The sequence below is a fragment of the Salipiger marinus genome (assembly GCF_900100085.1).
GTDB classification, from domain to species: domain Bacteria; phylum Pseudomonadota; class Alphaproteobacteria; order Rhodobacterales; family Rhodobacteraceae; genus Salipiger; species Salipiger marinus.
Window position 1 is genome coordinate 1 of the sequence record NZ_FNEJ01000039.1, and the last position, 26,015, is coordinate 26,015.

21 protein-coding genes and 1 pseudogene are annotated in these 26,015 nt (G+C 63.8%); 14 read left to right on the forward strand and 8 right to left on the reverse strand.

Going from position 1 to position 26,015, the window contains the following annotated elements; all coding sequences use genetic code 11:
* Window positions 1-532 precede the first annotated feature (532 nt).
* Window positions 533-947 (forward strand): annotated as a pseudogene (locus BLR51_RS25250) (hypothetical protein); the annotation flags it as partial.
* Between the two features lie 87 nt (window positions 948-1,034).
* Here the strand turns inward: BLR51_RS25250 and BLR51_RS25255 are convergent.
* The 7 genes from BLR51_RS25255 to BLR51_RS25285 form a co-directional block, all read right to left on the reverse strand.
* Window positions 1,035-1,792 (reverse strand): IS5 family transposase gene (locus BLR51_RS25255; RefSeq protein ID WP_089852160.1). Its coding sequence is split into 2 segments (ribosomal slippage): window positions 1,035-1,456 and window positions 1,456-1,792, totalling 759 coding nucleotides; the frame shifts between segments, so codons are not numbered across the junction.
* 73 nt (window positions 1,793-1,865) lie between these two features.
* Window positions 1,866-2,612: an Abi family protein gene (locus BLR51_RS25260; RefSeq protein WP_207543697.1), complete on the reverse strand. Its 747-nt coding sequence runs from the start codon at window positions 2,610-2,612 to the stop codon at window positions 1,866-1,868.
* Window positions 2,613-2,997: 385 nt separating this feature from the next.
* A complete protein-coding gene (locus BLR51_RS25265; RefSeq protein ID WP_165616932.1) occupies window positions 2,998-4,266 on the reverse strand; it encodes a Fic family protein in 1,269 nt (422 codons plus the stop codon).
* A 245-nt stretch (window positions 4,267-4,511) separates the two neighbouring features.
* Window positions 4,512-4,727 carry a WGR domain-containing protein gene (locus BLR51_RS25270; RefSeq protein ID WP_089852167.1) on the reverse strand — a complete coding sequence of 72 codons (216 nt, stop codon included), beginning with the start codon at window positions 4,725-4,727 and terminating at the stop codon, window positions 4,512-4,514.
* Window positions 4,718-5,335 (reverse strand): tyrosine-type recombinase/integrase, encoded by a 618-nt coding sequence (locus BLR51_RS25275; protein WP_089852169.1) that lies wholly within the window; start codon window positions 5,333-5,335, stop codon window positions 4,718-4,720. Before BLR51_RS25275 ends, BLR51_RS25270 begins: the two co-directional genes overlap by 10 nt.
* 115 nt (window positions 5,336-5,450) lie before the next feature.
* Window positions 5,451-6,302, reverse strand: a complete 852-nt coding sequence (locus BLR51_RS25280) for an AAA family ATPase (protein WP_242656848.1) — start codon at window positions 6,300-6,302, stop codon at window positions 5,451-5,453.
* 2 nt (window positions 6,303-6,304) lie between these two features.
* Complete coding sequence (locus BLR51_RS25285; protein ID WP_207543698.1) at window positions 6,305-7,759, reverse strand: TnsB C-terminal domain-containing protein; 1,455 nt, start codon at window positions 7,757-7,759, stop codon at window positions 6,305-6,307.
* Between the two features lie 141 nt (window positions 7,760-7,900).
* On the opposite strand from BLR51_RS25285, the gene BLR51_RS25290 reads away from it, so the two are divergent.
* The 13 genes from BLR51_RS25290 to BLR51_RS25340 all read left to right on the forward strand — a co-directional run bounded on the left by BLR51_RS25290 (window position 7,901) and on the right by BLR51_RS25340 (window position 25,045).
* Window positions 7,901-8,482, forward strand: coding sequence for a recombinase family protein (locus tag BLR51_RS25290; protein WP_089852173.1), 582 nt, complete (start codon window positions 7,901-7,903; stop codon window positions 8,480-8,482).
* A gap of 139 nt (window positions 8,483-8,621) precedes the next feature.
* Window positions 8,622-9,308, forward strand: coding sequence for a hypothetical protein (locus BLR51_RS25295; RefSeq protein WP_089852176.1), 687 nt, complete (start codon window positions 8,622-8,624; stop codon window positions 9,306-9,308).
* Window positions 9,309-9,422: 114 nt separating this feature from the next.
* Window positions 9,423-10,100, forward strand: coding sequence for an AAA family ATPase (locus BLR51_RS25300; protein WP_165616933.1), 678 nt, complete (start codon window positions 9,423-9,425; stop codon window positions 10,098-10,100).
* A complete protein-coding gene (locus tag BLR51_RS27520) occupies window positions 10,084-10,350 on the forward strand; it encodes a ribbon-helix-helix protein (protein WP_131821886.1) in 267 nt (88 codons plus the stop codon). Before BLR51_RS25300 ends, BLR51_RS27520 begins: the two co-directional genes overlap by 17 nt.
* Window positions 10,347-11,171, forward strand: a complete 825-nt coding sequence (locus BLR51_RS25305) for a replication initiator protein A (RefSeq protein ID WP_089852180.1) — start codon at window positions 10,347-10,349, stop codon at window positions 11,169-11,171. The genes BLR51_RS27520 and BLR51_RS25305 overlap by 4 nt, the downstream gene beginning before the upstream one ends.
* Window positions 11,172-11,594: 423 nt before the next feature.
* The gene (locus BLR51_RS27880; RefSeq protein ID WP_165616934.1) at window positions 11,595-11,765 is read left to right on the forward strand and encodes a hypothetical protein; all 171 of its coding nucleotides are present in this window, start codon (window positions 11,595-11,597) and stop codon (window positions 11,763-11,765) included.
* Window positions 11,766-11,790: 25 nt separating this feature from the next.
* Entirely contained in the window at window positions 11,791-12,381 is a 591-nt protein-coding gene (locus BLR51_RS25310; RefSeq protein ID WP_089852182.1) for a DUF1819 family protein, read from the forward strand.
* A 1-nt stretch (window position 12,382) separates the two neighbouring features.
* Window positions 12,383-13,018 carry a DUF1788 domain-containing protein gene (locus BLR51_RS25315; RefSeq protein WP_089852184.1) on the forward strand — a complete coding sequence of 212 codons (636 nt, stop codon included), beginning with the start codon at window positions 12,383-12,385 and terminating at the stop codon, window positions 13,016-13,018.
* Window positions 13,015-16,536, forward strand: coding sequence for a BREX system P-loop protein BrxC (gene brxC, locus BLR51_RS25320; RefSeq protein WP_089852186.1), 3,522 nt, complete (start codon window positions 13,015-13,017; stop codon window positions 16,534-16,536). The genes BLR51_RS25315 and brxC overlap by 4 nt, the downstream gene beginning before the upstream one ends.
* The gene (pglX, locus tag BLR51_RS25325) at window positions 16,536-20,054 is read left to right on the forward strand and encodes a BREX-1 system adenine-specific DNA-methyltransferase PglX (RefSeq protein WP_089852188.1); all 3,519 of its coding nucleotides are present in this window, start codon (window positions 16,536-16,538) and stop codon (window positions 20,052-20,054) included. The genes brxC and pglX overlap by 1 nt, the downstream gene beginning before the upstream one ends.
* Entirely contained in the window at window positions 20,047-22,539 is a 2,493-nt protein-coding gene (gene pglZ / locus BLR51_RS25330) for a BREX-1 system phosphatase PglZ type A (protein WP_165616935.1), read from the forward strand. Before pglX ends, pglZ begins: the two co-directional genes overlap by 8 nt.
* Window positions 22,540-22,549: 10 nt before the next feature.
* Window positions 22,550-24,667 (forward strand): BREX system Lon protease-like protein BrxL, encoded by a 2,118-nt coding sequence (gene brxL / locus BLR51_RS25335; RefSeq protein ID WP_089852192.1) that lies wholly within the window; start codon window positions 22,550-22,552, stop codon window positions 24,665-24,667.
* A gap of 12 nt (window positions 24,668-24,679) precedes the next feature.
* Entirely contained in the window at window positions 24,680-25,045 is a 366-nt protein-coding gene (locus tag BLR51_RS25340; RefSeq protein ID WP_131821887.1) for a hypothetical protein, read from the forward strand.
* An 81-nt stretch (window positions 25,046-25,126) separates the two neighbouring features.
* Here the strand turns inward: BLR51_RS25340 and BLR51_RS27525 are convergent, their stop codons facing one another.
* Window positions 25,127-25,921 carry a hypothetical protein gene (locus BLR51_RS27525; RefSeq protein WP_131821888.1) on the reverse strand — a complete coding sequence of 265 codons (795 nt, stop codon included), beginning with the start codon at window positions 25,919-25,921 and terminating at the stop codon, window positions 25,127-25,129.
* Window positions 25,922-26,015 lie beyond the last annotated feature (94 nt).

Sequence of the window (26,015 nt, forward strand, 5' to 3'; positions counted from 1 at the left end):
GCCTGCGACAGATCCTGCTGCACATAGGGGGCGCGGTCGAGCGTGTCGTCAAACTCGCTCCATGTCCTGGGAAAGGTGGAACAGGCCGCCCTGCGCAGTAAAGCAATAGAGGGAAACCTGCGGGCTAACCTTTGCCGCCCCCGCCATTCAGCAGCCTGCCTCCCCGATCTCTGCAAAGCTCTCTTCCGGAATTGCAAAACACTCCCTGAAGCTCGGGAGCGGTCACAGTTTCCTCGTTGTTGCAAAGAAGTATTCTTGTTTACTGCCATGATATTTCGCCGCGAGGGTGAGGCTTCATGAACACACCAGCTTACCCCGTCTCACAGGCCGAGGTCGCCTAAACCGCTGTACGATTTGCCGCTCAAAATTTACCTATAGTAACAAACATTTAAGGCCTGATAGATCAGCCGCCCTGAGCCGCACAAAGTTCGCCGAGCGATGATTCTGGTGAGCTGCCCGGTCATAGACACAATTTCCAGAGGCGCGTTGAAATTTTTCACAGCCCCTGATGTGGGGTGCTTTTGTTCGGTTCGCCGACCGGGGCGCTGTCGCCGTCATTCCGCACATAGGAACGCGAAGCCATGGAAGACAATCACTGCCGGCACCGTCGCACGCAATGAAGCCCTGAGAGCATCGAAACCTTTTGGCCTGGCTTTGTCGCGACGATGACACGGATACCACCGCCGGAGCCGTGCCGAAACGACGATGCATTGTGTGAAGCTACTGGACAAGCGGTTGAGGGCGCGGGACTTCGACCGCCAAGTCGCCGAGCTCCAGATCCGTATGCCGTCTTGAACGGCTACACCGCCCTGGGCATTTCCGCCACAGAGGTCGCAGGTCGGCTCTATTCCGGAAAAGGGAGTCTTGACCATTCTCATATTCGTGATTTGTGCAGCAACGCCGGGACTGTGCGTCTAAGCTATGGTTCAAAAATTAATCCCTGTTAAAAATGGCAAAATTTAGGCGCAGCGCAATTGTTGTTCCATTTGGCTCTGATGGTGTGACCGCCCCCCGACGGCATCTAGGGTCAGGATTCATAACCAGTAGATGACGACCGCGGCAAGGGCGATGGCTGAGAGGAACACCTTGGGACAGCGATCATAGCGTGTCGCGACACGCCGCCAGTCCTTGAGCCTGCCGAACATGATCTCGATGCGGTTGCGCCGTTTGTATCGGCGCTTGTCGTATTTGACGGCCTTCTTGCGCTGCTTTCTACCAGGGATGCAGGCGCGTATCCCCTTGTCTTTCAACGCCTCTCGGAACCAGTCGGCGTCATAGCCGCGATCTCCGAGAAGCCAGTCGACCTTGGGCAGACTGCTCAGTAACGCCCGCGCACCGATGTAGTCGCTGACCTGTCCAGCGGTGACGAACAGGCTGAGCGGTCGCCCTTGGCTGTCGCAGATGGCGTGCAGCTTGGTGTTCATGCCGCCCTTGGTTCGACCGATCAGGCGACCACGCCCCCTTTTTTCGCGGCCAGGCTGGTCGCAGTGCGGTGGGCTTTCAGATACGTCGCGTCGATCATCACGGTCTTTTCCTCGCCGTGTTCCGCAGCCAGACCGACCATCATCCGGGCGAAGATGCCTTTCTCGCTCCAACGCTTCCACCGGCTGTACAGCGTCTTGTGCGGTCCGTAGGCTTCAGGGGCGTCGCGCCAGCGCAAGCCATTGCGATTGATGAAAATAATTCCGCTCAAGACCCGTCTGTCATCGACCCGAGGCTTGCCGTGGGACCTGGGAAAAAAAGGGGCAAGCTTGGCCATCTGCTCGTTGGTCAGCCAGTACAGGTCGCTCATGTCACCGCTCCGTTTTCCGAGCCGTGAATCACGCAGCGCGTCGAAAATCAATGCATCCTGACCCTAAGGACAATCAATAGCCGACCTCAGCCAGTCTAACTTCTGGGTACTTGGTCAAAATCTTCTTGACGACTGCGTCAAGCTGCACAGAGGCACCTCTCGCAGTCATCATGTGATCTAGGCACAATATGAGCGCCCTCAGCTTATTGTTTGGAACACCAGCCGCTGGAACACCGGCGTTTTGGTACCGCTGAGGTTGCTTCTGGAACGTCCGATTGAACAGGCGATCGTGGTGCGCGCACACGTTCCGGAGGTCGACTAGGGCCTCTACCCAGTTTTCCAACATTTGATCGGTAGGAACACCAAAATCAGCGGCGACGGCCTTAACTAACGGACCGTCTAGCGCCTTGAGGAGCCTTGAAGTGGCTCCAAAGGTCAGAAACTCTTTAAGGGTCCAGATCGCCGGCAATGGTGGGTTAGAATAGTTGTCCTTGTAGTGCTTCGCCCTCTTGTCTTTTGATGAGTTGTAAACAGACGTTAGCTTCTGGAGCGCCTCAAGATGAAGCTCCTTCGTCTTGAAGGCCTTGGGGTCGAAGTATGGGTGGCTCCCGAACCGGGCGCTGAGCTCTTCAGAGATGCGGTTGCGAAGTAGGACCTCGAACTGTCCGACAACAGAAAAACAAACAGCGCGTAGCTTCGCGTCACACTCGTAGATTTTTAGTATATGATTGTAACTCGTCCCAGGTAAGAAAGGCTTCCCTAGGAGCGTATGATCCCTACGGCTCAAGAAGTAGATCCGAAGCCGTTCATAGCCAACCATCTCTATCTTGCGCGCCGCGACCTTCGGCCGGGGTATAGCAAGACCCTTCGCCTTAAGATGCAGGACGCGATCTGTCGCGCTAGCGTGAGGCTTTGTGAAGGGAGGGAGTGTCATAAAAGATAAGGGCCGCCCTTTTGCACTAACTGGTTGCCCAGCCACGTGTGGCGACCCATGACTTCCCTCATATGCGCCATTTTGTGCTAAGTTTCAAGTCCAATGTCGACTGAAGCGGGTGTTACGCGAGCTTCATGCTGTGGGTCGCACTGAGGGACTAAATAGGTCGTTTTTGACCGGGCCGCCCCGCCCTACCGGGTTTCAACAGGTTGGCCGGGACAGAAGCCCACGACGAAACCAGGTAGGTTTGCAGACACGCAGGCGTCATCAATCACGCGCCTCGGTTGGCAGCGTTCCTCTCTCGGATATCCACCTCCGTGACCCCGTACAGGAAGGCGGAGGCGGGAGAGGCCCGATCCGCCGTCTCCGTGAGTATCTCGGCCATCTTGCCCCGGTCCGCCTCGTTCAGGTCCCCGAAAACCTCATCGACCAGGCCTGGGATCCCCGCGTCCGGTGTCCTGTTGCGAAACAGCCGGCCTAACGCCTCCGCGATACGACCGCGTTCACGCAGCTCCAACCCATGCGGGACCCGCTGGACGGTCACCGCCTGGATGTAGTCCGGCGCCGTCATCTCGTAGGACCCGGCGATCGCCTGTCCGAGAAGACCGGTCGAGCCGACCTCATAGAACTCGATCAGCCCGAGGATGTAGGGGGTCTTGTCGATCCCGATGAAGGAGAGCGGAGGCAGGCCCGCCCGGAGCAGCGGCTCGTTCGAGAGGAGCCGACCCATCCGCTTGTTCCCGTCCCCGAAGGCTTGCAGGTAGGAGAGGCCCGCGAGCAGGAGGAACGACGCCTCGAACGGGTCCTCGACCTGACCGGCCTTGGCCAGAAGGTCGCTGAGGCCGGCCGTGAGCAGAACATAGTCGGAGGAGGGGCGGTAGCTGGTCGCAGAGATCTGCACCGCGCCCCTGCGGACGCTGCCGAGGTCGGCCGGGTCCAGCAGATCCCGCATCATGAGGACGTGACGGCGCTGAACGGACCCGGCGTCCGGGAACGCGCCGTCGAGCCCCTCCATCATCAGGGAGATCGCCGCCTTGTGGTTGAGGATCATCGCCGTCTCCAACCGGTCCCGGCCGGAGGCGCTTTCGCCGTACTTGATCAGCATCTCCGTCGAGAGATGATCATAGGTGTTCCCTTCCAGGTTCGAGGACGCCCACGATAGGTCGATCAGAAATCTCTCCGCGATCGCCCTGCTGTATGTGGAAGCATCAAGTCGCTGTCCCCCGGCCTGTTCCACGGCGTCCCGCATCCGGGCGGCTGCCTCCTCGGGGAGCCAACGTGTCTGGTTCGGCACATAGCCGCCGATCCGGTCGGGGTCGTAGGGGATCGGAGTGCGCCGCCTGGGATCCGTCGCTACGCGCCGCGCGTCCTGCGTGAGCGAGAACCGGGCACCCCGGGTCTCCCCCTCCTTGAGGAGAAGGCCCCTGCTGATCAGCCCGGACATCACGCGGGACATCGTCGCCTGACTGGGGGCGTCGCGCATGCGGGACATCAGCTCGCGCTGGCTGACTGGGTCCGGGCTGCGCAGCAGAGCGTCCATGACGGCGCGTTCCTGCGGGGTCAGATTTCGGATCTCGAGGATGGGATGCATGGGGCTAACTCATATATTCATTATTTATTCATGTAGCGAAGTTCCGGCATCCATTCAAGGTTCGTGAAAAAATTACGTCTCTCAAGACACTGTAATACAACCCTACTTCTCGAAATACCCGTTCCTGAATGAATGAAGGATAAATTCAGGAGAGCGCAGATCAACGCATCCCGAACAGCCGGCCCGGCCCCCAGCTACTCGTAGCCCCGCTTCGCCTTCTGCATCTGGATGTCGAACCTAGCGTTTTTCGCCTCGATTTCGGACGGGTACCAGTCGACCCTGACCTGCCCGGGTTGGCCGATGCGGCCCCACTCCCGGACGAGGGACCAGTCCCCGAAGAGACCGGGCATGAGCTCCATCCGGTAGTAGCGGTAAATGTTGTCGGAAGCGTCGATCCTCATCAGGTCCATGTCGTTCCCCACATCCGGGCTGCGATGTCTTGTTCCTCCTTCCCGACCGCGTCGGCGTAGATCGCGGTGGTGCTGAGCTGCGCGTGGCCGAGCCAGCGCTGGAGCATGTGCAGCGGTACGCCCTGGACCGTCGCATGGACGCCGAAACCATGCCGGAGGCCTTTCGGGCTGCGGTGCGGCGCATCCGGTACCCCGGCCTCGATCATGACGCGTTTCACGATCTGCCAGACCCTGACGCGGCTGAGGTCCCAGATCGGGGCCACGGCCTTCCGGCGAGACTTCTGGGCCTCGCGGATCCCGTGGGCGGTGTTCAGAGTATCAAGGAACTCGGCCGGGACGGGCACGGACCGGAACACCACCTTCTGCTGCCCTGAGGCGTCCTTGCGCTTCTTGAGGGACCGGATCGCGATGGTCCCGCCAGAGAGGTCGACACGCGCCGGGGTGATCTCCAAGGCCTCCGAGGGGCGACACCCGGTCCAGTGCAGGACCTCACACAGAGTCCGGTCCCGGGCGGGTTGGCGCCGGGCCGCAGCGAGGAAGGCCGCGCGCTCCTCGCCATTGAGGTAAAGGCGTCGGCCAGTGGTATCATGGAGGCGCATTTCGGACATAGTGAACAGAATACCCGAATACTGTTAAACAGGAATCCCCGATGGGGCCCCTGCCCTGCCGATCCGGCGGCTCATGCTGTGACCGGCATCGTTATTTGGCACTGTTTTGGCGACGTTAGTTGGCCCCAATGACGAGTGTAGATCGGGCAGTTTCAACGACGTCTTCGGTGATGGTGGTCATCTCGTTGATGGCGAGGATGCGTTCGATCTGGTTAAAGAGACGCTGGAGAAGGCGAAAGTTGCCTCCTGTGATGCGTGCGACGGCGGCGATGGCGCGGTCGTCGGTGAAATCGTCGGCATCGAGCGCCAGGCCGAGCTTCTTCCAGTGGCGACAGAGTACGAAAGTCAGTTCCTGGCCCTGAAGCGGCTGGTACTCGTGGGCGAAACCGACGCGGCTGTAGAGTTGGGCATAGCGCGCAAGGCGCTTCTCGATCCCCGGCATGCCGATGAGGATGAGTCCGATGGGCGCGCGATCATAGAGGTCGCGGAGGTATTCTAACGCGGTGACGTTCAGCCTGTCGGCCTCGTCCACAATCAGCAGTTCAATTGGGGTAACGCACATGGCGTCCACCGACGGGTCTTTCAGAGCGAGTCCGGCGCTGATGCAAAATCCCATGCGGACGGCCAGAAAATTCAGATCCTCTTTCATCTGTTTGAGGCCCGCCCCGACGGCGGGAGTGTAGAAGACAGTTCGACTGCGTGCCGCCAGAGCGTGGATACGCGCGTCGGAGGGATCGCGCGGACCCCATTCGAGGAGGAATGACTCGAGGCGGTGCCATTGCGCGTATCGGCCGGCCGACCATGTCTTGCCCACGCCCGCGGGGCCGAAGCACAGGCCGATCGTGCGCTGGCGTCGCACGGCGGTGGCGAATTCGACAAAGCGGCGGTGCTCGCGGGTGGCGATGAAGCCGGGCATCCGGTCGGGGCCGCGCAGTGTGGATAACCAGTCGAATGCGACGGTCGGCATGCTCAGTCCTCTCGATAGACCTTGAGGCGAGGGTGCCGCCGCCCGGAGGCGGATACCGGGTCCGAAATCGCATCAGGATTCGCTCGTGCGTCCGGAACAGCCGGGACGGCTGCAATGCGTTGATTGATGCCCGTTCGCAGAGCTTTGCGGCGGGCGCGCCGAGCGGCCTGCACGTCGCGCAGGGACACGGTGCGATCCGCGTGCTCTGCGTTGATCGCGCGACACAGGAAGCGGTCTCGGTGATAGACCCGGATCTCCGCCACGTCGCGTGGGTCGTGGCGGATGGTAACGCGCTCGCCCACGAAGGCGGCGAGGGTAGGATCCAGATAGCGCAGGCCGCCAAAGCGGATGCCGTCGCGTCCGACCACGCGTGGTCGAGCGACCAGAACGAGCAGCTCGTCGAGTTCCTCAAGCCGGTCGGGCATGCGCGGTAGCCAGCCATCCGCGACCCAGGCGCTGTTCGGGCTTGTGCCGGTCGCGGGGTGGGACCGTGAGTTGTAATGCTTGACCACGAAGGCATGAACGGCGGCGTCGAGTTCGCTGAGCGTCAGGCGCGGTGGGGTAACGGGCTTGCCGCCCAGCAGACGACCGGGAAGACTCGCCAGAAGCTCGGTGTTGACGCTGCCAAAAAGGCGCTCGATCTTTCCGCGGCCCTGGGGCCGGGCGACGGTGGAGTATACGAGGCGCATTTGCAAATCCGCAGCCACCTGCGCGATGTGTATGCTGGTAAAGTCCGATCCATGATCGACGTAGAGCACGTCCGGGATGCCGCAGATCTGCCAGTCCGGATCGTCCTTGCGCCAGATGGCCTGGCGCAGTGCGAGGGCGGTGTTCATCGCCGAGGGCGCATCGATCAGCAGACTGTAACCCGCAATGGCGCGGGAATAGTCATCGAGTACAAGAGTCAGCCAAGGTCGCAGCAAACGCCGCCCTGGTGCCACGACGAGGATGTCCAGTTCGGTGTGGTCGCACTGCCAGAGCGCGTTGGGACGGGCGGCGCGGTGTCGGTGGACCAGCTCGTACCTATCCCTGTAGGTCGCCGGTCCATCATGAGCGAGCGTGCGCATCGCCGGATCGAGGGCGGCGATAATCGCCCGCACCGTGCGTCGGGCCGGGACTGGCCACTCCTGTTCGTGGGCGATCTCCAACAAGCGCTTGTGGATCGCAGCCGCCGAGGGTGGCGGTCGCGTGAGCGCCATGCCCTCCACCGTGCGCACCAGGCCGTCGGGGAGTTTCCGTCGCCCTCGGTCGGCCCGCTCCTTCCGGGCAAGGCCCGCCACGCCGTCCTGTCGGAAACGTGCAAGCCAGCGCCGCGCGGTCCGGACCGGCACTCCTGCCGCCTCAGCCGCCCGCACCAGTGGCACACCATCCTCCATATGCGGGCGTAAGATAGCGAAGCGCGTCATGGCCTCACCCCGCCTGTCGGCCGGCAAGGAAACGTCGGTTTGCTTGCCCATTGCGCGCCACCTTCCCCTGATTGCAGAACAACGGGTCTGCGGGTAAGGAAACACGGTAAACCAATCTGCGTCAGGAAACGACATGCTCGCACGGGATCCTTGCCTATCCGCCATGTTCCGCCGATGTGACCGGCGCCTCCAATGCTGATCGGCTACGCGCGGGTGTCCACACACGACCAGAACCTCGACCTGCAACGTGACGCCCTCGAGACGGTGGGCTGCGAACGGGTGATCGTCGACAGGATGTCCGGTGCGGCCTCTGCCCGTCCCGGCCTCGTGCAACTCAAGGACATCCTCCGTGGAGGCGACACGCTCGTCGTTTGGCGACTTGACCGCCTCGGCCGGTCGCTCAAGGACCTCATTGCCTGGGTCAGCTATCTCGACGAGCACGAGATCGGCCTGCGCTCGCTGCACGAAGCGATCGACACCACGACGCCCACCGGCAAGCTGACCTTCCACATCTTCGGTGCCTTGGCCGAGTTCGAGCGCACCCTGATCCGTGATCGGACACAGGCCGGACTCGCAGCCGCCCGTGCCCGGGGCCGAACGGGCGGGCGCCGTCCCGCGCTCAACGCCGATAAGCGGGCCCTTGCCGTGCGCCTTTACAACGAACGCCAGACGCCCATCAGCCGGATCTGCACCATGATGGGGATCTCAAAGCCGACCCTCTACAGCTACGTCCGCGCCGCGAACGGCGTCACCGATGGCCCACCGGCCAAATAGCGGTACCAAAACCGTGCCAGATAGCGATGCCGGTCACAGGCGGGGGCCCGGGGCGGCTGCGGAGTGAACACTATTGCCAATAGTGTTAAATCAGGCTGGAAACGAGCTCGTCGAGATCGGGGAAACAGGGGAGACGCACATGCTGACCGCAGACCAGGCGACGGCTGTCGCCGCATATCTGATCGCCCATACGCCCGGCGCCTCCGGGGAGCTCGATCACAGCCATATCTCCGCCTGGCAGATGTCCTGCGAGGCCCTCGAGGCGCTCGGGTATGCGACCGAGACGGCGCGCGGCGCCCACCTCCGCCCCACGCCGGTTGCGCCCTCGGTGCTGCCGCGATGGGACGACCTGGCGTGTGTCGCGCTCTCCGTTGCGGTGCAGTCAGGCCGACTCAAGCTCAGGCACCCCCGGTCCAAGCCGACAGACGAGACCGGTCCGAGCACAGCGGACCCGGAAACGAAGGCCCTTCTGAACCTCATGGGGCTCGCGTCCGGCGGGACCTGGACAGATGCGGCCACAGTGGTCCTGTGGCGCAAGGCCCCGGAGGAAGCCCCACCACCCGGTGAAGAGGCGTTTTCGGCGCAGGTGGACCGAGCAGTCACCGACATCCCGGACACGATCAGGGCCCAGATCCACACCATATACGCCGAACACACTGACCCGTTCGTGCGCGACCACCTCGTGGATTGGGTTTTCTTCGAAGGGTGGAGGTGGGGGGATGGGTGGGTGACAGGCGAAAGCGGTGGGCGGCTGCTGGGGGTTTTTCACGACCCCCTAGCCCAGCGGGTCCGGGCCTCGGCTGTCGACCTACTAATAGCAAGCTAGCCCCCACTCTACTCTAGGGTACCATAAGGTAGCGTAGGGTAGGGTAGGGTAGGCAGGCCGTACCATTGTGGAGGTACCTAATTCATGATAAACTTCCAAAAAAGGAGGGGCGCCATGCCTGTCATTTCATTCGCATCGTCCAAGGGCGGGGCGGGAAAAACGACATCCGCGATCGTGCTTGGAACTGAGCTCGCCGAGGGGGCGAGCGTGATCATGATCGACGCCGATCCGGCTCAGCGGCTGCTCCGCTGGTCTACCTTGAGCCCGTTGCCCCCAAATCTTCATGTTGTCGCGAGCGGGGGAGAGCGCACTATCCAAACGGAGATCGATGACGCGAAAAGTCGCGCGGCCTTCGTTCTGATCGACCTAGAGGGTTCCGCGAGTAGGCTCACTTCCTTCGCGATCGCTGAATCTGACCTGGTCATCATCCCGTCGGGGGAGGAGCAGCAGGACGCCGATGCGGCGATCGACACGCTGGCCGAAATCAAGATGGAGGGCAGGGCGCGTCGTAGAGAGATCCCTGCGGCGATCCTGCTGGCCCGGACAGCCGCGGCCGTGAAGAGTAAGCTGGAAAAACACATCAGCACCGAGCTTCATAAAGCCGGCCGGATCTTCAAGACCGAACTGCACCGCAGGACAGCCTTCTCCTCCCTTCACAATGCCGGCGGCGGCCTCCGACAGCTCAACCCGGAGGACGTCTCCGGGATAGATAAAGCCATCCTGAACGCCGAAGCGTTCGCTGCGGAGGTGATTGAAATTCTTGAAGGAAACTACGATGCCCAAGCCTCTTGATCTCGGACGTCTTCAGAAATTTGAGCCATCCGGTCCGGCGCCTGTCAACAGGGAGGCTGGCGTCGATACTGGACCGGTCAGTCATCGCGTGGATCGCTGGCCCAGCCGGGAGCCCCTGATGGACGGACAGATCAGCATTAAGGGTCCGTTGAGCACGATCAAAAGGTTCCAGGCGCTCTGTAAGGAAGACAGGCGGACCTATGCTGATATGCTGAAAATCCTGATGGACAAATTCGAGCAGAGCTCATGAGCACCCCGAAGGAGCAGCTGGATCTCTTCGTTGCGATCATCGGGGATGTTCCGCTCCGGGATGATCGTGAGATGATGTCAGCTCCGATGGTCAGCCTCGCGAAGCGAAGCCCTAAAAGGCTTGAATGGGAAGGGCCTTCGGGCCAGAGCGTGCTTATAACGGCCTCCGAGGAAACCGGCGGGATCGCTACGATCTATGACTTTGACATCATCCTCTGGGCAATCTCACAGATCAACGCTGGGGTGGAGCGCGGACAGAAGCCGGGACCAACCATCACGTTCCGCCCATATGACCTCATGAAGTCGATCGGTCACTCCACTGGTGGAAAAAACTACAAGCAGTTCAAGGCCGCGATCAAACGGCTCCAGGGAACACGTATCGAGACCACGCTGCGCCGGCGCGACAAGGATCGAAACGAGGTTTTCAACCTCTTGGCCGATTATACCTTGGAAGAGGACGATCAAGGCCGCCCGCTCGGGGCCCAGATGACGCTTCCGCGCTGGATACACCGAGCGGTAGTAGAGGGCAGGGAGGTGCTGGCGATCTCACCACTGTACTTCGAGCTGACCCGGGGTCTGGACCGGTTCCTTTACAGACTAGCCCGAAGGCATGCGGGGAACGGCATCGATAACAGGGACGGATGGGTGTTTACGTTCAAGGACCTACACAAGCGGAGTGGGTCACCAGCGCCATACGGACAGTTCGCCCGTGATCTGAGATCTGCGATCAAGCGTGATGCTCTCCCCACATACTCACTATCAGAAGAGGTTGGAGCGAACGGCCCCCTGGTCCGGATGGAGTGGCGAAGGCTCCTCTTATGACACGGTGCATCACACACTGCGCCATGCGCACCGTTGGAGCCGGAAGCCCCACGGTGCATCACACACTTCCTAGATGAGAAAACGTGGGCTGGGACGGTGCATCACACACCAAAATCGCGGTGCATCAAACACCGAATCGCGGTGCATCACACAAAGGGAGAGATAAGTAACGCACTGATATAATTATAATAATCATCGAAACTGATTCGGCCTAACTTATATAACAATTATTTTAACTGACCGGGGAAGGTCAGGGGTCTGTGGATAAGTCGGGTTAACGAAGAGAGAGCAGTACCGCGCCACAAGACCCCACAGAAATGTGGAAAACCCACGCTTCACAGGTGACAGAACCCCAGCATGCGGTTACCTTGAAATAAAGAAATCCGCCTACAAAGATGGTGATACCGATGGGGAAACCTGAAAATGGCTGAGAAGAACCAGGAGGACGATGACGAGCTCGATGAGCTTGTAGCCCTCAACTTCAAAATCACAGAGCGGGAACGTCGCGATTTCAAAGTGTGGTGCGCGGCTCGGGGGCTTACACAGGTTGAGGCCTTCAAGAGAGGATTCAACCTGTTGAAAAAAATAGAATAAACGCACTGATGAGAGATCTGTACGAGTGACACCTCCCCCCTACACCCTCTCCTTCACCGTCGGCGGGTTGTTCCTCTTCGAGGGGATCGCGCTCGCGAAGCTGCGCGCGGCAGGCTCCCCTTGGGACGAGGTCCGCCACGCGGTCCCTGCCGGGGTCTTCGTGGCCCGCGGCGGAGCGAGCTCCGTCAAGCGGATCCGCAACGAGGTGGTGGGCCGACTCACCCGGCTGACCGACCCGGAAATCGCCCACCTCGCTTCTGCCGGGATGACGGACGCGCGCGCCCTCATGTGGGTCACCGCCTGCCGGAAGTACCGGATCCTCGCCGAGTTCGCCCGAGAGGTGCTCGATGAGCGGCTCCGGACCTTCCAGCCCGAGATCAGGGTGTCCGATTTTGACGCCCTCCTCGACGCAAAAGGGGTGCATGCGGAGGAGATCGCCCGACTCAGCCCCAGCACCCGCGCGCGCCTGCGCAGCGGGGCGTTCCGGATGCTGCGGGAAGCGGAGCTGATTGACGCGGATAACCGGGTCAGCGCGCCCCGCCTGAGCGGGGCGTTGCGGGACCTGCTCGCCTCGGATCCCGGGTCCGGGCTCGACCTGATCCCGGGAGGGGGCTGAGATGGACCTGAGCTTCGTTGTGGACCAAGGGGCGATGGCCCGGGTGGGGCCGGAGCTGCGCGCGCATCTGCGCCGCCTGATCACCAGCCCGCGCGTGCTGCGCACCACCGGACCCGGGAACGAGATCCCGTTCTACCTCTGCCCCTTCGCCCCGGAGGACCAAGTCCGGATGGAGCAGGAGTGCCGCCTCCTGATCGGGGAGCTGGAGGGGGACGGGGTGCCGGTCCTCGAGATCAACCTGTACGACCTGATGATCGGGCTCCTGCGCGAGCAGGTGGACTGGGAGGAGCTGGCCGCCTTCGAGCGGGCCGAGCCGAAGTCGGTCCTGCTCGAGGAGCTCCAGAGCACCCTCAACCTGCGCGAGGTGCTGATCCCGCGCATCAGGGCGCGGTCCGCGGAGCGCCCCTTCCGGGTCCTGTTCCTGACCGGGGTCGGCGAGGTGTTCCCGGTGATCCGGTCCCACCTGATCCTGAACAACCTCCAGAGCGTCCTGAAGGACGCCCCGACGATCATCTTCTTCCCGGGCCGCTACGCCCACGGCTTCGCCAACGGTTCCTCGCTCCAGGTCCTCTGCCGGCTCGAGGAGGACCACTATTACCGTGCCCACAACCTGCTGCACATGAGGGAGGCCACATGACCGTTCCCCTGAAGGACATCTTCCTCAAGGACATCAACCGCCACATCGACGGGGTCATCAAGGCGGATGACACGGAGAGCCTGACCGTCGAGCTGGAGGAGTACGTGGTCACCCGGGAGGTGGCCAGGCGGCTCCAGACCTTCTTGGACGCCTACAACGAGGGGAAGAGCGGGAACGGGGTCTGGATCTCCGGCTTCTTCGGGTCCGGCAAGTCGCACCTTCTGAAGATGCTTGCGCTTCTCCTGGAGAACCGGGAGACGGGCGGGCGCACCCCGCTCTCCTTCTTCGAGGAGAAGTTCCGGGAGGACCTGTTCCTCCTCGAGGCGCTGCGCAAGGCGGCCCGGATCCCGTCCCGGTCCGTCCTGTTCAACATCGACCAGCAGGCGAACGCGGTCGCCAAGGACCAGGCCGACGCGCTCCTCTCCGTCTTCGTGCGGGTCTTCGACGACATGCAGGGGTATTACGGCCAGATGCCGCACGTGGCGGACTTCGAGCGCCACCTTGACGAGGACGGGCACCTCCCCGCCTTCCGGGCCGCCTTCGAGCGGATCAGCGGGAAGACCTGGGAGGTCGGGCGGCGCTCCGCCAACATGGCCGGGCGCGCGATCACCGACGCGTTCACGGAGGCGACCGGGAACTCGGTCCCGTCCGGCAACATCCTCAAGGAGTACCGGGAGGACCGGACCCTCTCGATCGCGGACTTCGCGGACCGGGTCAGCGCCTACATCGCGCGCCAGGAGAAGGCCGCCCCCGGGTTCCGGCTGAACTTCTTTGTCGACGAGGTGGGCCAGTACATCGCCGACAACGTCCGGCTGATGACGAACCTCCAGACGATCGCGGAGAGCCTGAACACCCGCTGCCGGGGCCGGGCCTGGATCGTGGTGACCGCCCAGCAGGAGATGGACACGATCATCGGGGAGATGAACCGGTCCAACGGGAACGACTTCTCGAAGATCATGGGCCGGTTCGACGTGAAGCTGCCGCTCAACGCGGCGGACGTGGCGGAGGTGATCCAGGAGCGGCTCCTCCTGAAGAAGCCCGGGGTCATGACCGACCTCGGCCTCCTCTACGACGATCACGCGGAGAACCTGCGGACCCTGTTCGAGTTCGGGGACGGGACCCAGACGATGCGCGGGTTCCGGGACCGGGACCACTTCATCCGGTCCTACCCGTTCCACCCCTACCAGTACGAGCTGTTCCAGAAGGCGATCCGGACCCTGTCGGACCAGAGCGCGTTCGAGGGGCGTCACACCTCCACCGGGGAGCGGTCCATGCTGGGCGCGTTCCAGGAGGTGGGCCGGGCGATGATGGGGGAGCCGCTCGGCGCGCTCGCCACCTTCGACCGGATGTTCGAGGGGGTCCGGTCCGTCCTGAAGGCGTCCGCGCAGCACGCGATCCTGAGCGCGGAGCGCCAGATCGGGGAGCAGAACCCGTTCGCGGTGCGGGTCCTGAAGGCGCTCTTCCTGGTCAAATACGTGGACGAGTTCAAGCCGACCGCCCGGAACGTCGGGATCCTGATGCGGGACCGGCTGGACCTGGACCCGACCCGGCACAAGCGGGAGGTGGAGGCGGCGCTCGCCCTCCTCGAGCAGGAGTCCTACGTCCAGCGGAACGGGGACCTCTACGAGTTCCTCACCGACGAGGAGAAGGACATCGAGCAGAAGATCAAGGCGATCGGGCTCGACGCGTCGGACGTGACCCGGGAGCTGAGCGAGATGCTGTTCGGGGAGATCCTGGGCGGTCGCAAGGCGATCACGCATGAGGGGTCCGGGCAGACCTTCCCGTTTACCCAACGGATCCACCACGCCCTGATCGGCCGGGAGCACCCGCTCGCGATCAACCTGATCACCCCCTACATGGCCCCGTCGGAGCGGGGGGACGCGACCCTCGCGACCCGGTCCATCACCAACAACGAGCTCCTGATCGTCCTGCGCGAGGAGAGTTGGCTCGTGGACGAGCTGGCCGCCTACCTGAAAACGAAGCGGTACCTGACCCGGGAGACCTCGACCGAGCACCGCGAGGGGGTGACCGGGATCCTGCGCGCCAAGGGGGCGAACAACGACGCGCGCCGTCGGCGCCTGCTCGCCGCGCTTCGGGACCGGATCTCCGGGGCGGACCTGCTGGTGCGGGGGGAGAAGCTCGACCTGCGCGCCTCCGACCCGAGGGCGCGGATCGAGGCCGGGTTTCAGACCCTGGTGGACCGGGTCTTCACCTCGCTCGGGATGCTGCGCGGGGTCCCCTACAAGGAGGCGGACCTCGACCGGCACCTCGAGATGACTGATGACGGGCAGCTCACGGAGGCGGAGGCGGAGGTCCTGAACCGGATCGCAGCGAACCGGAAGAACGCGCTGCGCAGCACCGCCAAGGGGCTGATCGAGGGGTTCGAGAAGCCCCCCTACGGCTGGCCGGAGGCGGCAACCCTCTGCCTGATCGGCGCCCTGATCGGCCGCGGCCGGCTGGAGGCGTCCGTGTCCGGGGACCCGCTTGAGGGGGACGGGCTGCGTGCGGCCCTCCTCAACGCGACCGTCCGGCCCAACCTGAACCTCGAGCCGGTGGACGCGTTCGGCGCCGCCGACGTGATGGCGCTGCGCCGGCTCTATCAGGACCTGTTCGGCCGCACCCCCACGTCGAGCGACGGGAAGGGGCTCGGCCGGGAGACCGGGGAGGCGATCGAGGAGCTGGCCCGGTCCGTCGAGGCGCACCTCTCCCGGGACCGGGATTACCCGTTCGTGACCGCGCTCACCCCGTTCCGGATCGCCCTCGCCGAGCTGCGCGGCAAGCCCGCCTCCTGGTACGTCTCGCAGCTCGCCGGCAAGCCCGGGGATGATCTGGCCTCGCTGAAGGAGGATCTCTACGACCCGATCCACGCCTTCCTGAACGGCCCGCAGCGGGAGATCCTGGACGAGGCGCGCCGGGTCCTGGTGGCGGAGGCGGCGAACCTCGACTTCGTGGACGCCGCCCTCGTCGACCGGATCCGGACCGCGGCGGAGGCGGCGGACGTCTACCGGGGCACGAAGGTCCAGGGGATCAAGGCGGACCTCGACCGGCTCAAGTCGGACATCCGGGGCCTCGTGGCGAAGGAGCGGGAGACGGCGACGGCGGACCTGCGCGCCCTCTCCGGCCAGCTCCTCGCCTCGCCTGAGTTCACCGAGGCTAGCGCTGCGGCGCAGGGGGAGGTCCGGTCGGCGCTCACCGCCCTCGAGGACCGGATCACTCAGGAGAGGCTGATCCCGTCGATCCGGATCGTCCTAGGCGGGTTCCGGCGAGATCGGTACCCGCAGCTCATCTCCCGACTGATCCAGTCGAAGCCGCAGCCCGCGCCCGCTGGTGGTTTCGACGATGCATCGGGCGGACCGATCACCCCGCCCCCGAAGGTGGAAATCGTTCACCTCGCGGATCTGGGAGTCCGGTTCGACCGGCCCCTGATCAGCTCTGAGGCGGATGTGGAAGAGTATCTTACGACCATGCGCACGGCGATGCTGGGGGCGGTCAAGAACGGCAAGAGGATAACCCCCTGATGGATACGAACCGGCTCAAGACCTTCGCGCAGCGGACCCGCATCGACCTGATGGGGCAAGTCGCGCGCAAGCTGGACGCGGTCCTCGCCCCGGAGAGCGACGCGCGCCGCGAGGCGCCCGAAGCTATCCGGACCCTTGAGGGGCGGATCCGGGAGATCGGCCGCCAGGGGGTGATCGAGCAGGTCGCCTACACCTGGTTCAACCGGTTCACCGCGCTGCGCTACATGGACGTGAACGGCTACCTCACCCCGATGGTGGTCAGCCCGGCGGTGGACCGGACCCGGCCGGAGATCCTCGACCAGGCGGCCGCCGGGGCGATCCCGGAGCACGTGCGCGCGCCCGTCGCCACCCGGATCCGCGGCCTGCTCGAGGGCCGCGCCCCCTCGCGCGAGCCGCAGGTGGAGGCGTACCGCCTCCTCCTCGTCGCCGCCTGCAACGACCTGAACCGGGTCATGCCGTTCCTGTTCGAGGCGATCGCGGATTACACCGAGCTCCTGATGCCGAACGAGTTCCTGGCCGCCGACGGCTGGGTCAGCCGGATGCGGGAGGTGATGACCGAGGAGGCCTGTCAGGACGTCGAGATCATCGGCTGGCTCTACCAGTTCTACATCTCGGAGAAGAAGGACCAGGTCTTCGCGGGCCTGAAGAAGAACCAGAAGATCACCGCCGAGAACATCCCGGCGGCGACGCAGCTGTTCACCCCGCACTGGATCGTGCGCTACCTGGTCGAGAACTCGCTCGGCCGGCTCTGGCTCCTGAACCGGCCCGGATCGCGCCTTGCGGAGCGGATGGAGTATTACATCGCGCCGGAGGAGCCGGAGACGGACTTCCTGCGCGTCTCCGGGCCGCAGGAAATCCGGATCTGCGACCCGGCCTGCGGGTCCGGCCACATGCTGACCTACGCCTTCGACCTCCTCTACGCGATCTACGAGGAGGAGGGGTTCCCGTCCGCCGAGATCCCGGGCCTGATCCTGACCCACAACCTGACGGGGATCGAGATCGACGACCGGGCCGGGGCGCTCGCCGCCTTCGCGCTGGCCATGAAGGCGGCGGCGAAGCTGGGGCGGCGGCGGTTCCTGCGGATGGAGGTCAAACCGGACGTGGTGGTGCTGGAGAACGTCACCTTCACGCCCGCCGAGATGCAGGACGTGGCTGCAGTGGTGGGGCGTGACCTGTTCACGGACGAGTTGCGCACGACGCTGATGCAGTTCGAACAGGCCAAGAACTTCGGTTCGCTCATCGTGCCCGTGCTGCGCGACCCGGCCGAGACGCTGCGGGTCGTGGAGGCCCGGGATTTCGGGTCGGACCTGCTATTGAAGGGAGTGCGGGACCGCGTGGTGGCTGTGCTGCGCATGGCGGAGGCACTGGCCCCACGGTACCATGTGGTTGTGGCGAACCCGCCGTATATGGGCGGAAAGGGAATGAACGGAGCGCTTGGGGAATTTGCGAAAAAGAATTATCCAGAAGGAAAAAGCGACCTTTTCGCTGCATTCATTCAAAGAGGTGAATCTCTACTGAAGCGTAGTGGCTTCAATGCTATGGTAACCATGGAAAGCTGGATGTTCCTTTCCTCTTTCGAGGAGTTTCGAACGCGCTTCTTGGTAACTGTGACGATCAATTCAATGGTCCACATGCCCTATCTCGGAAAAGGCGGCACGAGCATGGGAATTAACTTTGGCACAGTAGCGTTTGTCGCGGCAATGGTCCGTCGCCCTGATTTTCGGGGTGAATACTGCTCAGTCAGGTATTTTGAAACAGACGATTCTGGCGTTCCTAATCATTTCCCTCCACAGAACGAAAGGCGGTCGAAAGCTTCAACTTCAGATTTTGAGAGAATCCCTGGAAATCCAATCGCGTTCTGGCTCTCAGAGACGGCCTTCAATTCGTTTAGCGATCCGAGCTCATTGCTGAGTACGAAATGTCGGATAAGAGAGGGTATCAATACAGGTGATAACGATCGATTTCTTCGCCTGTGGACAGAAGTATCTCAGCGCAACTTTGTCCGAGAAAGCTCTACTGATTCCCGGAATGCAAAATGGTTTGCTCATAGGAAGGGTGGGGATTATCGAAAGTGGTACGGAAACAACGAATATGTCCTAAACTGGGCCAATCAAGGGGCTGAAATTCACAACTTCCACAATCTTCCTTTGGACTTCAATGGCGCGCCTATGCGCGGAAAGTCCTTCTTTTTCAAGAGGGCACTTGCGTGGAGCCGAATAAGTTCTGGCAAGTTCAGCATCCGATACTACGACGCGGGGCAAACTTATGACTCAACGGCGCCATCGATTTTTGAAGCTGGGAAAGATGAAGCTGTCGTTCTTGCATTCCTGAACAGCCCCATTACAGCGGGCCTACTCGAAGCACTGAGTCCGACTCTGGACTATCGCCTCACCAATCTTGGGCGGCTTCCATTGCTATTGTCCCAGTCTACGGCGGAAGGGCAAGCGGTGGCTCAAAACACAAGAGTACTGGTCAAGGGTTCTCGCTCGGACTGGGACTCCTATGAAACATCCTGGGACTTCACCACGCTCCCCCTCCTCTCCCCGGACCACCGGTCCGGCACGCTGGAGGCCACCTACGCCCGTCTCCGCGCCCACTGGGCCGGCATGACGGCGGAGATGAAGCGTCTGGAGGAGGAGAATAACCGGATCTTCATCGACGCCTACGGGCTTCAGGACGAGCTGACCCCGGAGGTCCCGATCGAGGAGATCACCCTCACCTGCAACCCGGCCTACCGCTACGGGGTGAAGGGGACGGAGGAGGAGCGCGAGGCGCGCCTCTTGGCCGACACGATGAAGGAGCTGATCTCCTACGCGATCGGCTGCATGTTCGGCCGCTACAGCCTCGACGCCCCCGGCTTGATCCTCGCCAACCAGGGGGACACGGCCCAGACCTATCTGGACCGGATCCCGAAGCCGACCTTCGCCCCGGACCGGGACAACGTGATCCCGCTCTTCGAGGAGGACTGGTTCGCCGACGACGCCTATCAGCGGTTCCGCGAGTTCCTGTCGGTCACCTTCGGGGCGGACCGGCTGGTCGAGAACCTGGAGTTCATGCGCGCCGCGCTCGGCAAGGAGGTCCGGACCTATCTCGCGAAGGACTTCTACGCGGACCACGTCCAGCGCTACAAGAAGCGTCCGATCTACTGGCTCGTCTCGAGCCCGAAGGGGGCGTTCCAGGCGCTGATCTACATGCACCGCTACTCGCCGGACACGCTGAACATCACGCTCAACGACTACGTCCGGGGCCTGCGCGACCGGCTGGAGGCGGCCCTGCGCGCGGCCAAGGCGACCGAGATCAGCCCGGACGCGACCGCGGCCGAGAAGAACCGGGCCAAGCGGGACATCGACCGGTTCACCAAGCAGATCGCCGAGGTGACCGAGTGGGAGCGCGACACCCTCTACCCGCTGGCGGTGGAGCGGATCCGGATCGACCTGGATGACGGGGTGAAGCGGAACTACCCGAAGTTCCCCGGGGTCCTGCGCCCGGTCAAGGGGCTGGAGGATGAGGATGCGTGACCGGATCCAGGCGGGGCTGGAGCGGAGCTTCCGCAAGCACCGGATCGTGTTCTGGCACGACCCGGAGGCGCGGTTCCGCGAGGAGTTCGACGCGATCACCATCCCGGGGGTCACCAAGACGGAGGTGGCGAACAACGAGTTCATGCTCAAGCACCGCCTGATCCGGGAGGCGCCGCGCGACAACTTCCTCGTCTACCGGCCCGGCGCGATCCCGCCGGACCCGGAGAACTGGCTGCTGGACCTCGAGATGGGGCACGGGGTGTTCCTCGCGGACCGGGGCGCGCTCCTCCTGATGGAGCTGGGCCTGCCGCCCCGGTTCTCGGACCTCGTGGAGGCGCACGCGAAGTTCTTCGAGGCGAAGGCGCGGGTGGACCGGCTCAAGGGGATGATCGAGGAGACGGACAACGCGGCCCGGATCCGGATAAAGATGATCGCGGTCTGCGCCGGCACCCCGGCCGCGCTCGACGCGGTGCTGGAGGCGCTGCTCGCGGAGCTCGCGCGGGACGAGGATAAGCTGATCGGGCTGATCGCCCGGTCCGGCCTCGAGGCGCACCTCTGGGAGAAGGTCCGCGCCCTTTACGGCTATGAGGAGAAGGCCCCCTCCGTCACCGGGCTCGCCCAGGCCCTGTTCTGGGGGACCTATCTGATGGAGCTGGACGAGCCGTCCGCGCTCACGCAGGAGGCGCTCGTCCTGATGGGGCGCTGGCGCCACGACACCCGGCACCGGGACGCCTTCGTCACCCTGTCGGACCGGTACGCGGACGCGCTGGCGATCCGGTCCGACCTGCCCGCCCGCCCGCTCGACCGGCTGGCCCGGATGGCGCAGTTCGAGGCGATCGACCAGCAGGTGCTGCGCGCCCTGATCCGGGGGGTGCTGGACCGGGACCTGCCGCATGAGCGGGTCGAGGAGGCGGTGCGCGAGCGGCGCGGGAGCCTCTGGTGGGCGGAATACGCGGACCTCTACGAGGCGGTCCGGTTCGCCTCCGACCTGCAACGGCGCGTCGCGGACGTGCCGATCCCGCCGATGACGATGCGGACCGGGTTCGACGCCTACGCGGGCGGCTGGTTCCAGATCGACCAGACCTACCGGAAGTTTGTCCTGCACGCGGGCCGAACCCTGCACCGGGACCTGGTGGCGGAGCTCGGGGAACGGGTGGAGAACCTCTACTCGAACGGGTTCCTGATGCCGCTCAACGACGCCTGGCAACGGGCGATCGACGCGGACCCGACCTGGAGGATCGACCAGGTGGTCGGCCAGCGCCGGTTCTACGACCAGCACGTCGCCCCGATCCGGAACAAGGGGGCGAAGGTGATCGTGATCATCTCCGACGCGCTCCGGTTCGAGATCGGGGAGGAGCTGCTGCGCCGGATCCGGGCGGTGGACCGGTTCGAGGCGCGGCTGGAGCCGATGCTCGGCAGCCTGCCGAGCTACACCCAGCTCGGGATGGGGGCGCTCCTGCCCAACCGGGACCTCCGGATCGCCGCGGAGGGGTCCGGGGTGCTGGTGGACGGGGAGAGCGCGACCGGGACGGAGAACCGGGCGAAGGTGCTGGCCCGCCGCAAGGAGGCGGGCGCCACGACCGCGGTCCAGGCGGAGGCGGTCGCTCGCATGGACAAGGAGGAGATCCGGGCGCTCATCCGGGACCATGACGTGGTCTACCTCTACCAAAACCTGATCGACGCGGCCGGAGACAAGACCGCCAGCGAGGGGCAGGTGTTCGAGGCGGCGGAGCGGGCGATCCAGGACCTGGAGCAGCTGATCCGGCGCCTGGCCGGGAACAACGCGAACAACCTGATCGTCACCGCGGATCACGGGTTCATCTACCAGAACCGGCCGATCCATGAGGGGGACTACAGCCCGGCCGAGGTGAGGGGCGAGAAGATCACCCACCGGGACCGCCGCTTCGTGCTCGGGACCGGGCTTGAGGAGACCCCGGGGCTGACCCGGTTCAGTTCGAGGGCGGCCGGGCTCGAGGGGGAGACGGAGATCCTGATCCCCCGCTCGATCGGGCGGCTGCGCCTCTCCGGGTCTGGCTCGCGCTTCGTACACGGGGGCGCGGCGCTCCAGGAGGTGGTCGTCCCGGTGCTGCTGATCAACAAGCGGCGCACCAGCGACGTGGAGCCGGTGGAGGTGGAGCCGATCCTGACCGCCTCCCGGCTCATCACGACCGGGCAGCACCCGGTCCGGCTCTACCAGACCCTGCCGGTGACGGAGAAGCGGCGCCCGATCCGGCTCCGGATCGGCCTCTACGGGCCGGACGGGGCGGTCCTGTCGAACCTGGAGGAGCGGGAGTTCGGGGAGACCTCCGAGGACCCGCGGCGGCGCGAGACGACCGTGCGGCTGATCCTGGCGAAGGCGGCGGAGGCCTATAACGACAAGGACGTCCGGCTGGTTCTGACCCGGATCGGGGACGGGCCGGAGCGGCCCTACCGGACCGAGACGTTCCGGCTGAAACGGTCCGTGAGCGGGGATTTCGACCTGTGAGGGGGGTGTGATGAGCGCGCTGAACGACAAGATCAACGAGACCTTCACCGGGCTGGTGGTCCGCAAGGACCTGGTGAAGGAGGTGCGCGGCAACGCGATCGTCCCCTCCTACGTGCTCGAGTTCCTGCTCGGCCAGTACTGCGCCACGAACGACGAGGAGACGATCCGGTCCGGGATCGAGACGGTGAAGGAGATCCTGCACCGGCACTACGTCCACCGGAACGAGGCGGGGCTGATCCGGTCGAACATCCGGGAGAAGGGGCGCTGGAAGGTGATCGATAAGGTGTCGGTCGCGCTGAACGAGAAGACGGACGCCTATGAGGCCAGCTTCGCCAACCTCGGGATCAAGAAGGTCCTCGTGGACAGCGACACCGTCAAGAAGAACCAGAAGATGCTCGTCTCCGGGGTCTGGTCGATCGCGGACCTGGAGTACGACCACAAGGAGGAGGCGAACGCGGTCCCCTGGGTCCTGACCGGCCTGAAGCCGATCCAGATGTCCAGCTTCGACTATGAGGCGTACCTGGTGGCCCGGGCGCAGTTCACCACGGAGGAGTGGATCGACCTCCTGATCCAGACGATCGGGTTCAACCCCGACGCGTTCGGCCGGCGCAGCAAGCTCCTCCAGCTCCTGCGGCTCATTCCTTACGTCGAGCGGAACTACAACCTGATCGAGCTCGGCCCCAAGGGGACCGGCAAGTCGCACATCTTCTCCGAGTTCTCCCCGCACGGGATCCTGATCTCCGGGGGGGAGGTGACCGTCCCGAAGCTGTTCGTCAGCAACGCGAGCGGGAAGATCGGGCTCGTGGGCTACTGGGACACGATCGCCTTCGATGAGTTCGCCGGCCGCCAGAAGAAGGTGGACAAGGCGCTCGTCGACATCATGAAGAACTACCTGGCGAACAAGTCCTTCTCGCGCGGGGTGGAGACGCTGGGCGCCGAGGCGTCGATGGCGTTCATCGGGAACACCAAGCACTCCGTCGCCTACATGCTCAAGCATACGGACCTGTTCGAGGAGCTGCCGGACAAATACTACGACAGCGCCTTCATCGACCGGCTGCACACCTACCTGCCCGGCTGGGAGATCGACGTGATCCGGGGCGAGATGTTCGCGACCGGCTACGGGTTCATCGTGGACTATCTGGCGGAGGTGCTGCGCCACCTGCGCGGTCAGGACCGGTCCTCGGACTACCGGGACCTGTTCACGCTGGACCCGTCCATCTCGACCCGGGACCGGGACGGGGTGCAGAAGACCTTCTCCGGCCTGATGAAGCTCCTCTTCCCGGGCGGCGGCGCCACCGAGGCGGAGACCCGCGAACTCCTGACCCTCGCGATGGAGGGCAGGAAGCGGATCAAGGACCAGCTGATGCGGATCGACAGCACCTACCCGGAGGTGGAGTTCCGCTTCACGGACAAGGCGGGCCAGGTGACGCGCGTCCAGACCCTCGAGGAGCGCGAACACCCCCGCTGGTATCACCGGCGCAACGTCGAGGAGACGGAGGGGGCGGTGATCGAGCCAAGTCCAACGCCCGACCCGGGCGCGCCCATGCCGGCCCGCGCCGTCCCGGAGGCCCGCCCTGCGGCGCCCGCGGAGGCGCCGGCTACCCCTCGCGGTCCGGCGCCCGGTCACGTCACTTTCGCGGAGAACCAGAAGGGGGTCAGCTTCGACGTGCTCCTCGGCCCTTGGCTAGACGGAGCAGCTGAGATCACGCTCACCGACCCCTACATCCGAGTCTACCACCAGATGCGTAACCTGATGGAGCTCCTGGAGGTGGTGGCCTTGCGCAAGCCGGACGGGGAGGACGTCCGGTTCAACCTGCTGACCGTCCCGGACCCGGAGGACCTGGAGCGCCAGGCGGGTTATCTGGAGCAGATTCGGGACGGGATCGCCCCGCTCGGGGTCGAGTTCACCTGGACCTTCGATGGGACCAGCACGATCCACGCCCGGCACCTCGTGACGGACACCGGCTGGAAGATCCTGCTCGATCGGGGGCTCGACGTGTTCCAGCGGGCGGACCTGAACAACGGGTTCAGCCCGGCGAGCCGGCATCAGCGGTTCCGGCCGGTGAAGGCGTTCGAGGTGACCTATCTTCACGAGGGCAAGAATGTCATGGGCAGTCCCCGTGATTGAGTGGTGCTTCTCATGCAGACGCTGATCTATAAAACGGAGCTTTTTGTTGAGCGCGCACCCCCTTGGCTTGCGCCCAACAGCCCGGTCGAATTGTACCCCCAAGCTGATGGGACGGTTGTGGCTTTTGCGCGACGCCCGTCGCGCAGGTTCCCCTTTTGGGGAGAGGCGCGCCCGGTTCGGATCGGGGTTCTGAATGAGGAGGTGGCGATGCTTCTGAGCCCGGTCCTAGAGGCGGGCATCACCCTGCGTGTTCGGATCGTCGAGCTGCATCCGGCTCACCTGACTACTGATCAGCGGGCCCGGATCAGCGTTTCCGTTTGGGGTCCCGGGTCCAAAACGGGGGAGTCCCGCATCTTTGCGGCGGCGGGGCATCCCTGATGAATTTTTAGGTATCTCGGTTCAAAGGTTGGGCATGGCGTCCTTACCCGGACAGTGATCTCGATGGCTGACCGGACGTGTTCACTCCGCACCACGGTGATTTCCTGAGGTTGGACAGGAACGACCGGGGACCGGCGATTTGGACCATGCTCGTGGACCGTAAGGGTATCGAGAAGAGGTTGATGCGACCGACGAATGTGCGGGAGATCCCTGATTGATCTGGCGTGTCGTCTTCGGTTTCTTCGTAGGACCTGCTTCCGCCGACCGACCCGTTGATGGGTCCGTGGCACCGCCGGATCGAGAGAGGACATTCGTCTGGATCTGCGACAGGGTCTCCTGCCCCTTCTCGACCCGGACCCGGTCCGCGTTGATTTCGTAGCTCTTCGCGGTCTCGGGGCTGGTCTGACCGCAGAGGATCCGGGCCAGCTGGGCTCCATAAGCCCCATATTTTGCGAGGGCGTCATGGACGAGGGTACGCACGATATGCGGGGTATGCCCTCCGGTCGCGACCTTGAAGTTATAGGCCAACGTTCGAGAGGAGAGGTGTTCGTTGGTCTCCGTGGCGAACAGGGGGGTGCCCATGCGCTGCGCGTATCGGGGCAGCACGGGGCCGCTTTCCCCGTAGAGTAGGAGATCATCGAGATAACGAGTCAGGCTGTGGTGGAGAGGACCGTTGTGGCGATACCCGGTTTTATTGGATGAGATGGTCAGGAACCACCCGTCGTCCAGACGCTTCAGGTGTTCTCCTACGATGATCGCGTTGACGTCCGAGATCCGGAGCGGGACGAGCGAAAGGAGTGCCAGGACCCCTGACCGCTGGAAATAGGTGCGGCGCTTGTTGGGCGAGTTTGCTTTCCGGGCCTCATCGCGCCACATCGGGTCGTTTGCGGGAGAGTGTGAAATCCTACTCTAAGCTGACAGCGGTCGTTCGTGCAGCGCGCGGCGAAGGTCGGCTTCGAGCCTATTCCGT

Bases quoted from the DNA above. Each gene is read 5' to 3' on its own strand.
- BLR51_RS25260 (WP_207543697.1), bottom strand. From the start codon at position 2,612: ATGGTTGGCTATGAACGGCTTCGGATCTACTTCTTGAGCCGTAGGGAT.
- BLR51_RS25265 (WP_165616932.1), bottom strand. From the start codon at position 4,266: ATGGACGCTCTGCTGCGCAGCCCGGACCCAGTCAGCCAGCGCGAGCTG.
- BLR51_RS25270 (WP_089852167.1), bottom strand. From the start codon at position 4,727: ATGGACCTGATGAGGATCGACGCTTCCGACAACATTTACCGCTACTAC.
- BLR51_RS25275 (WP_089852169.1), bottom strand. From the start codon at position 5,335: ATGTCCGAAATGCGCCTCCATGATACCACTGGCCGACGCCTTTACCTC.
- BLR51_RS25280 (WP_242656848.1), bottom strand. From the start codon at position 6,302: ATGCCGACCGTCGCATTCGACTGGTTATCCACACTGCGCGGCCCCGAC.
- BLR51_RS25285 (WP_207543698.1), bottom strand. From the start codon at position 7,759: ATGGGCAAGCAAACCGACGTTTCCTTGCCGGCCGACAGGCGGGGTGAG.
- BLR51_RS25290 (WP_089852173.1), top strand. From the start codon at position 7,901: ATGCTGATCGGCTACGCGCGGGTGTCCACACACGACCAGAACCTCGAC.
- BLR51_RS25295 (WP_089852176.1), top strand. From the start codon at position 8,622: ATGCTGACCGCAGACCAGGCGACGGCTGTCGCCGCATATCTGATCGCC.
- BLR51_RS25300 (WP_165616933.1), top strand. From the start codon at position 9,423: ATGCCTGTCATTTCATTCGCATCGTCCAAGGGCGGGGCGGGAAAAACG.
- BLR51_RS27520 (WP_131821886.1), top strand. From the start codon at position 10,084: ATGCCCAAGCCTCTTGATCTCGGACGTCTTCAGAAATTTGAGCCATCC.
- BLR51_RS25305 (WP_089852180.1), top strand. From the start codon at position 10,347: ATGAGCACCCCGAAGGAGCAGCTGGATCTCTTCGTTGCGATCATCGGG.
- BLR51_RS27880 (WP_165616934.1), top strand. From the start codon at position 11,595: ATGGCTGAGAAGAACCAGGAGGACGATGACGAGCTCGATGAGCTTGTA.
- BLR51_RS25315 (WP_089852184.1), top strand. From the start codon at position 12,383: ATGGACCTGAGCTTCGTTGTGGACCAAGGGGCGATGGCCCGGGTGGGG.
- brxC (WP_089852186.1), top strand. From the start codon at position 13,015: ATGACCGTTCCCCTGAAGGACATCTTCCTCAAGGACATCAACCGCCAC.
- pglX (WP_089852188.1), top strand. From the start codon at position 16,536: ATGGATACGAACCGGCTCAAGACCTTCGCGCAGCGGACCCGCATCGAC.
- pglZ (WP_165616935.1), top strand. From the start codon at position 20,047: ATGCGTGACCGGATCCAGGCGGGGCTGGAGCGGAGCTTCCGCAAGCAC.
- brxL (WP_089852192.1), top strand. From the start codon at position 22,550: ATGAGCGCGCTGAACGACAAGATCAACGAGACCTTCACCGGGCTGGTG.
- BLR51_RS25340 (WP_131821887.1), top strand. From the start codon at position 24,680: ATGCAGACGCTGATCTATAAAACGGAGCTTTTTGTTGAGCGCGCACCC.
- BLR51_RS27525 (WP_131821888.1), bottom strand. From the start codon at position 25,921: ATGTGGCGCGATGAGGCCCGGAAAGCAAACTCGCCCAACAAGCGCCGC.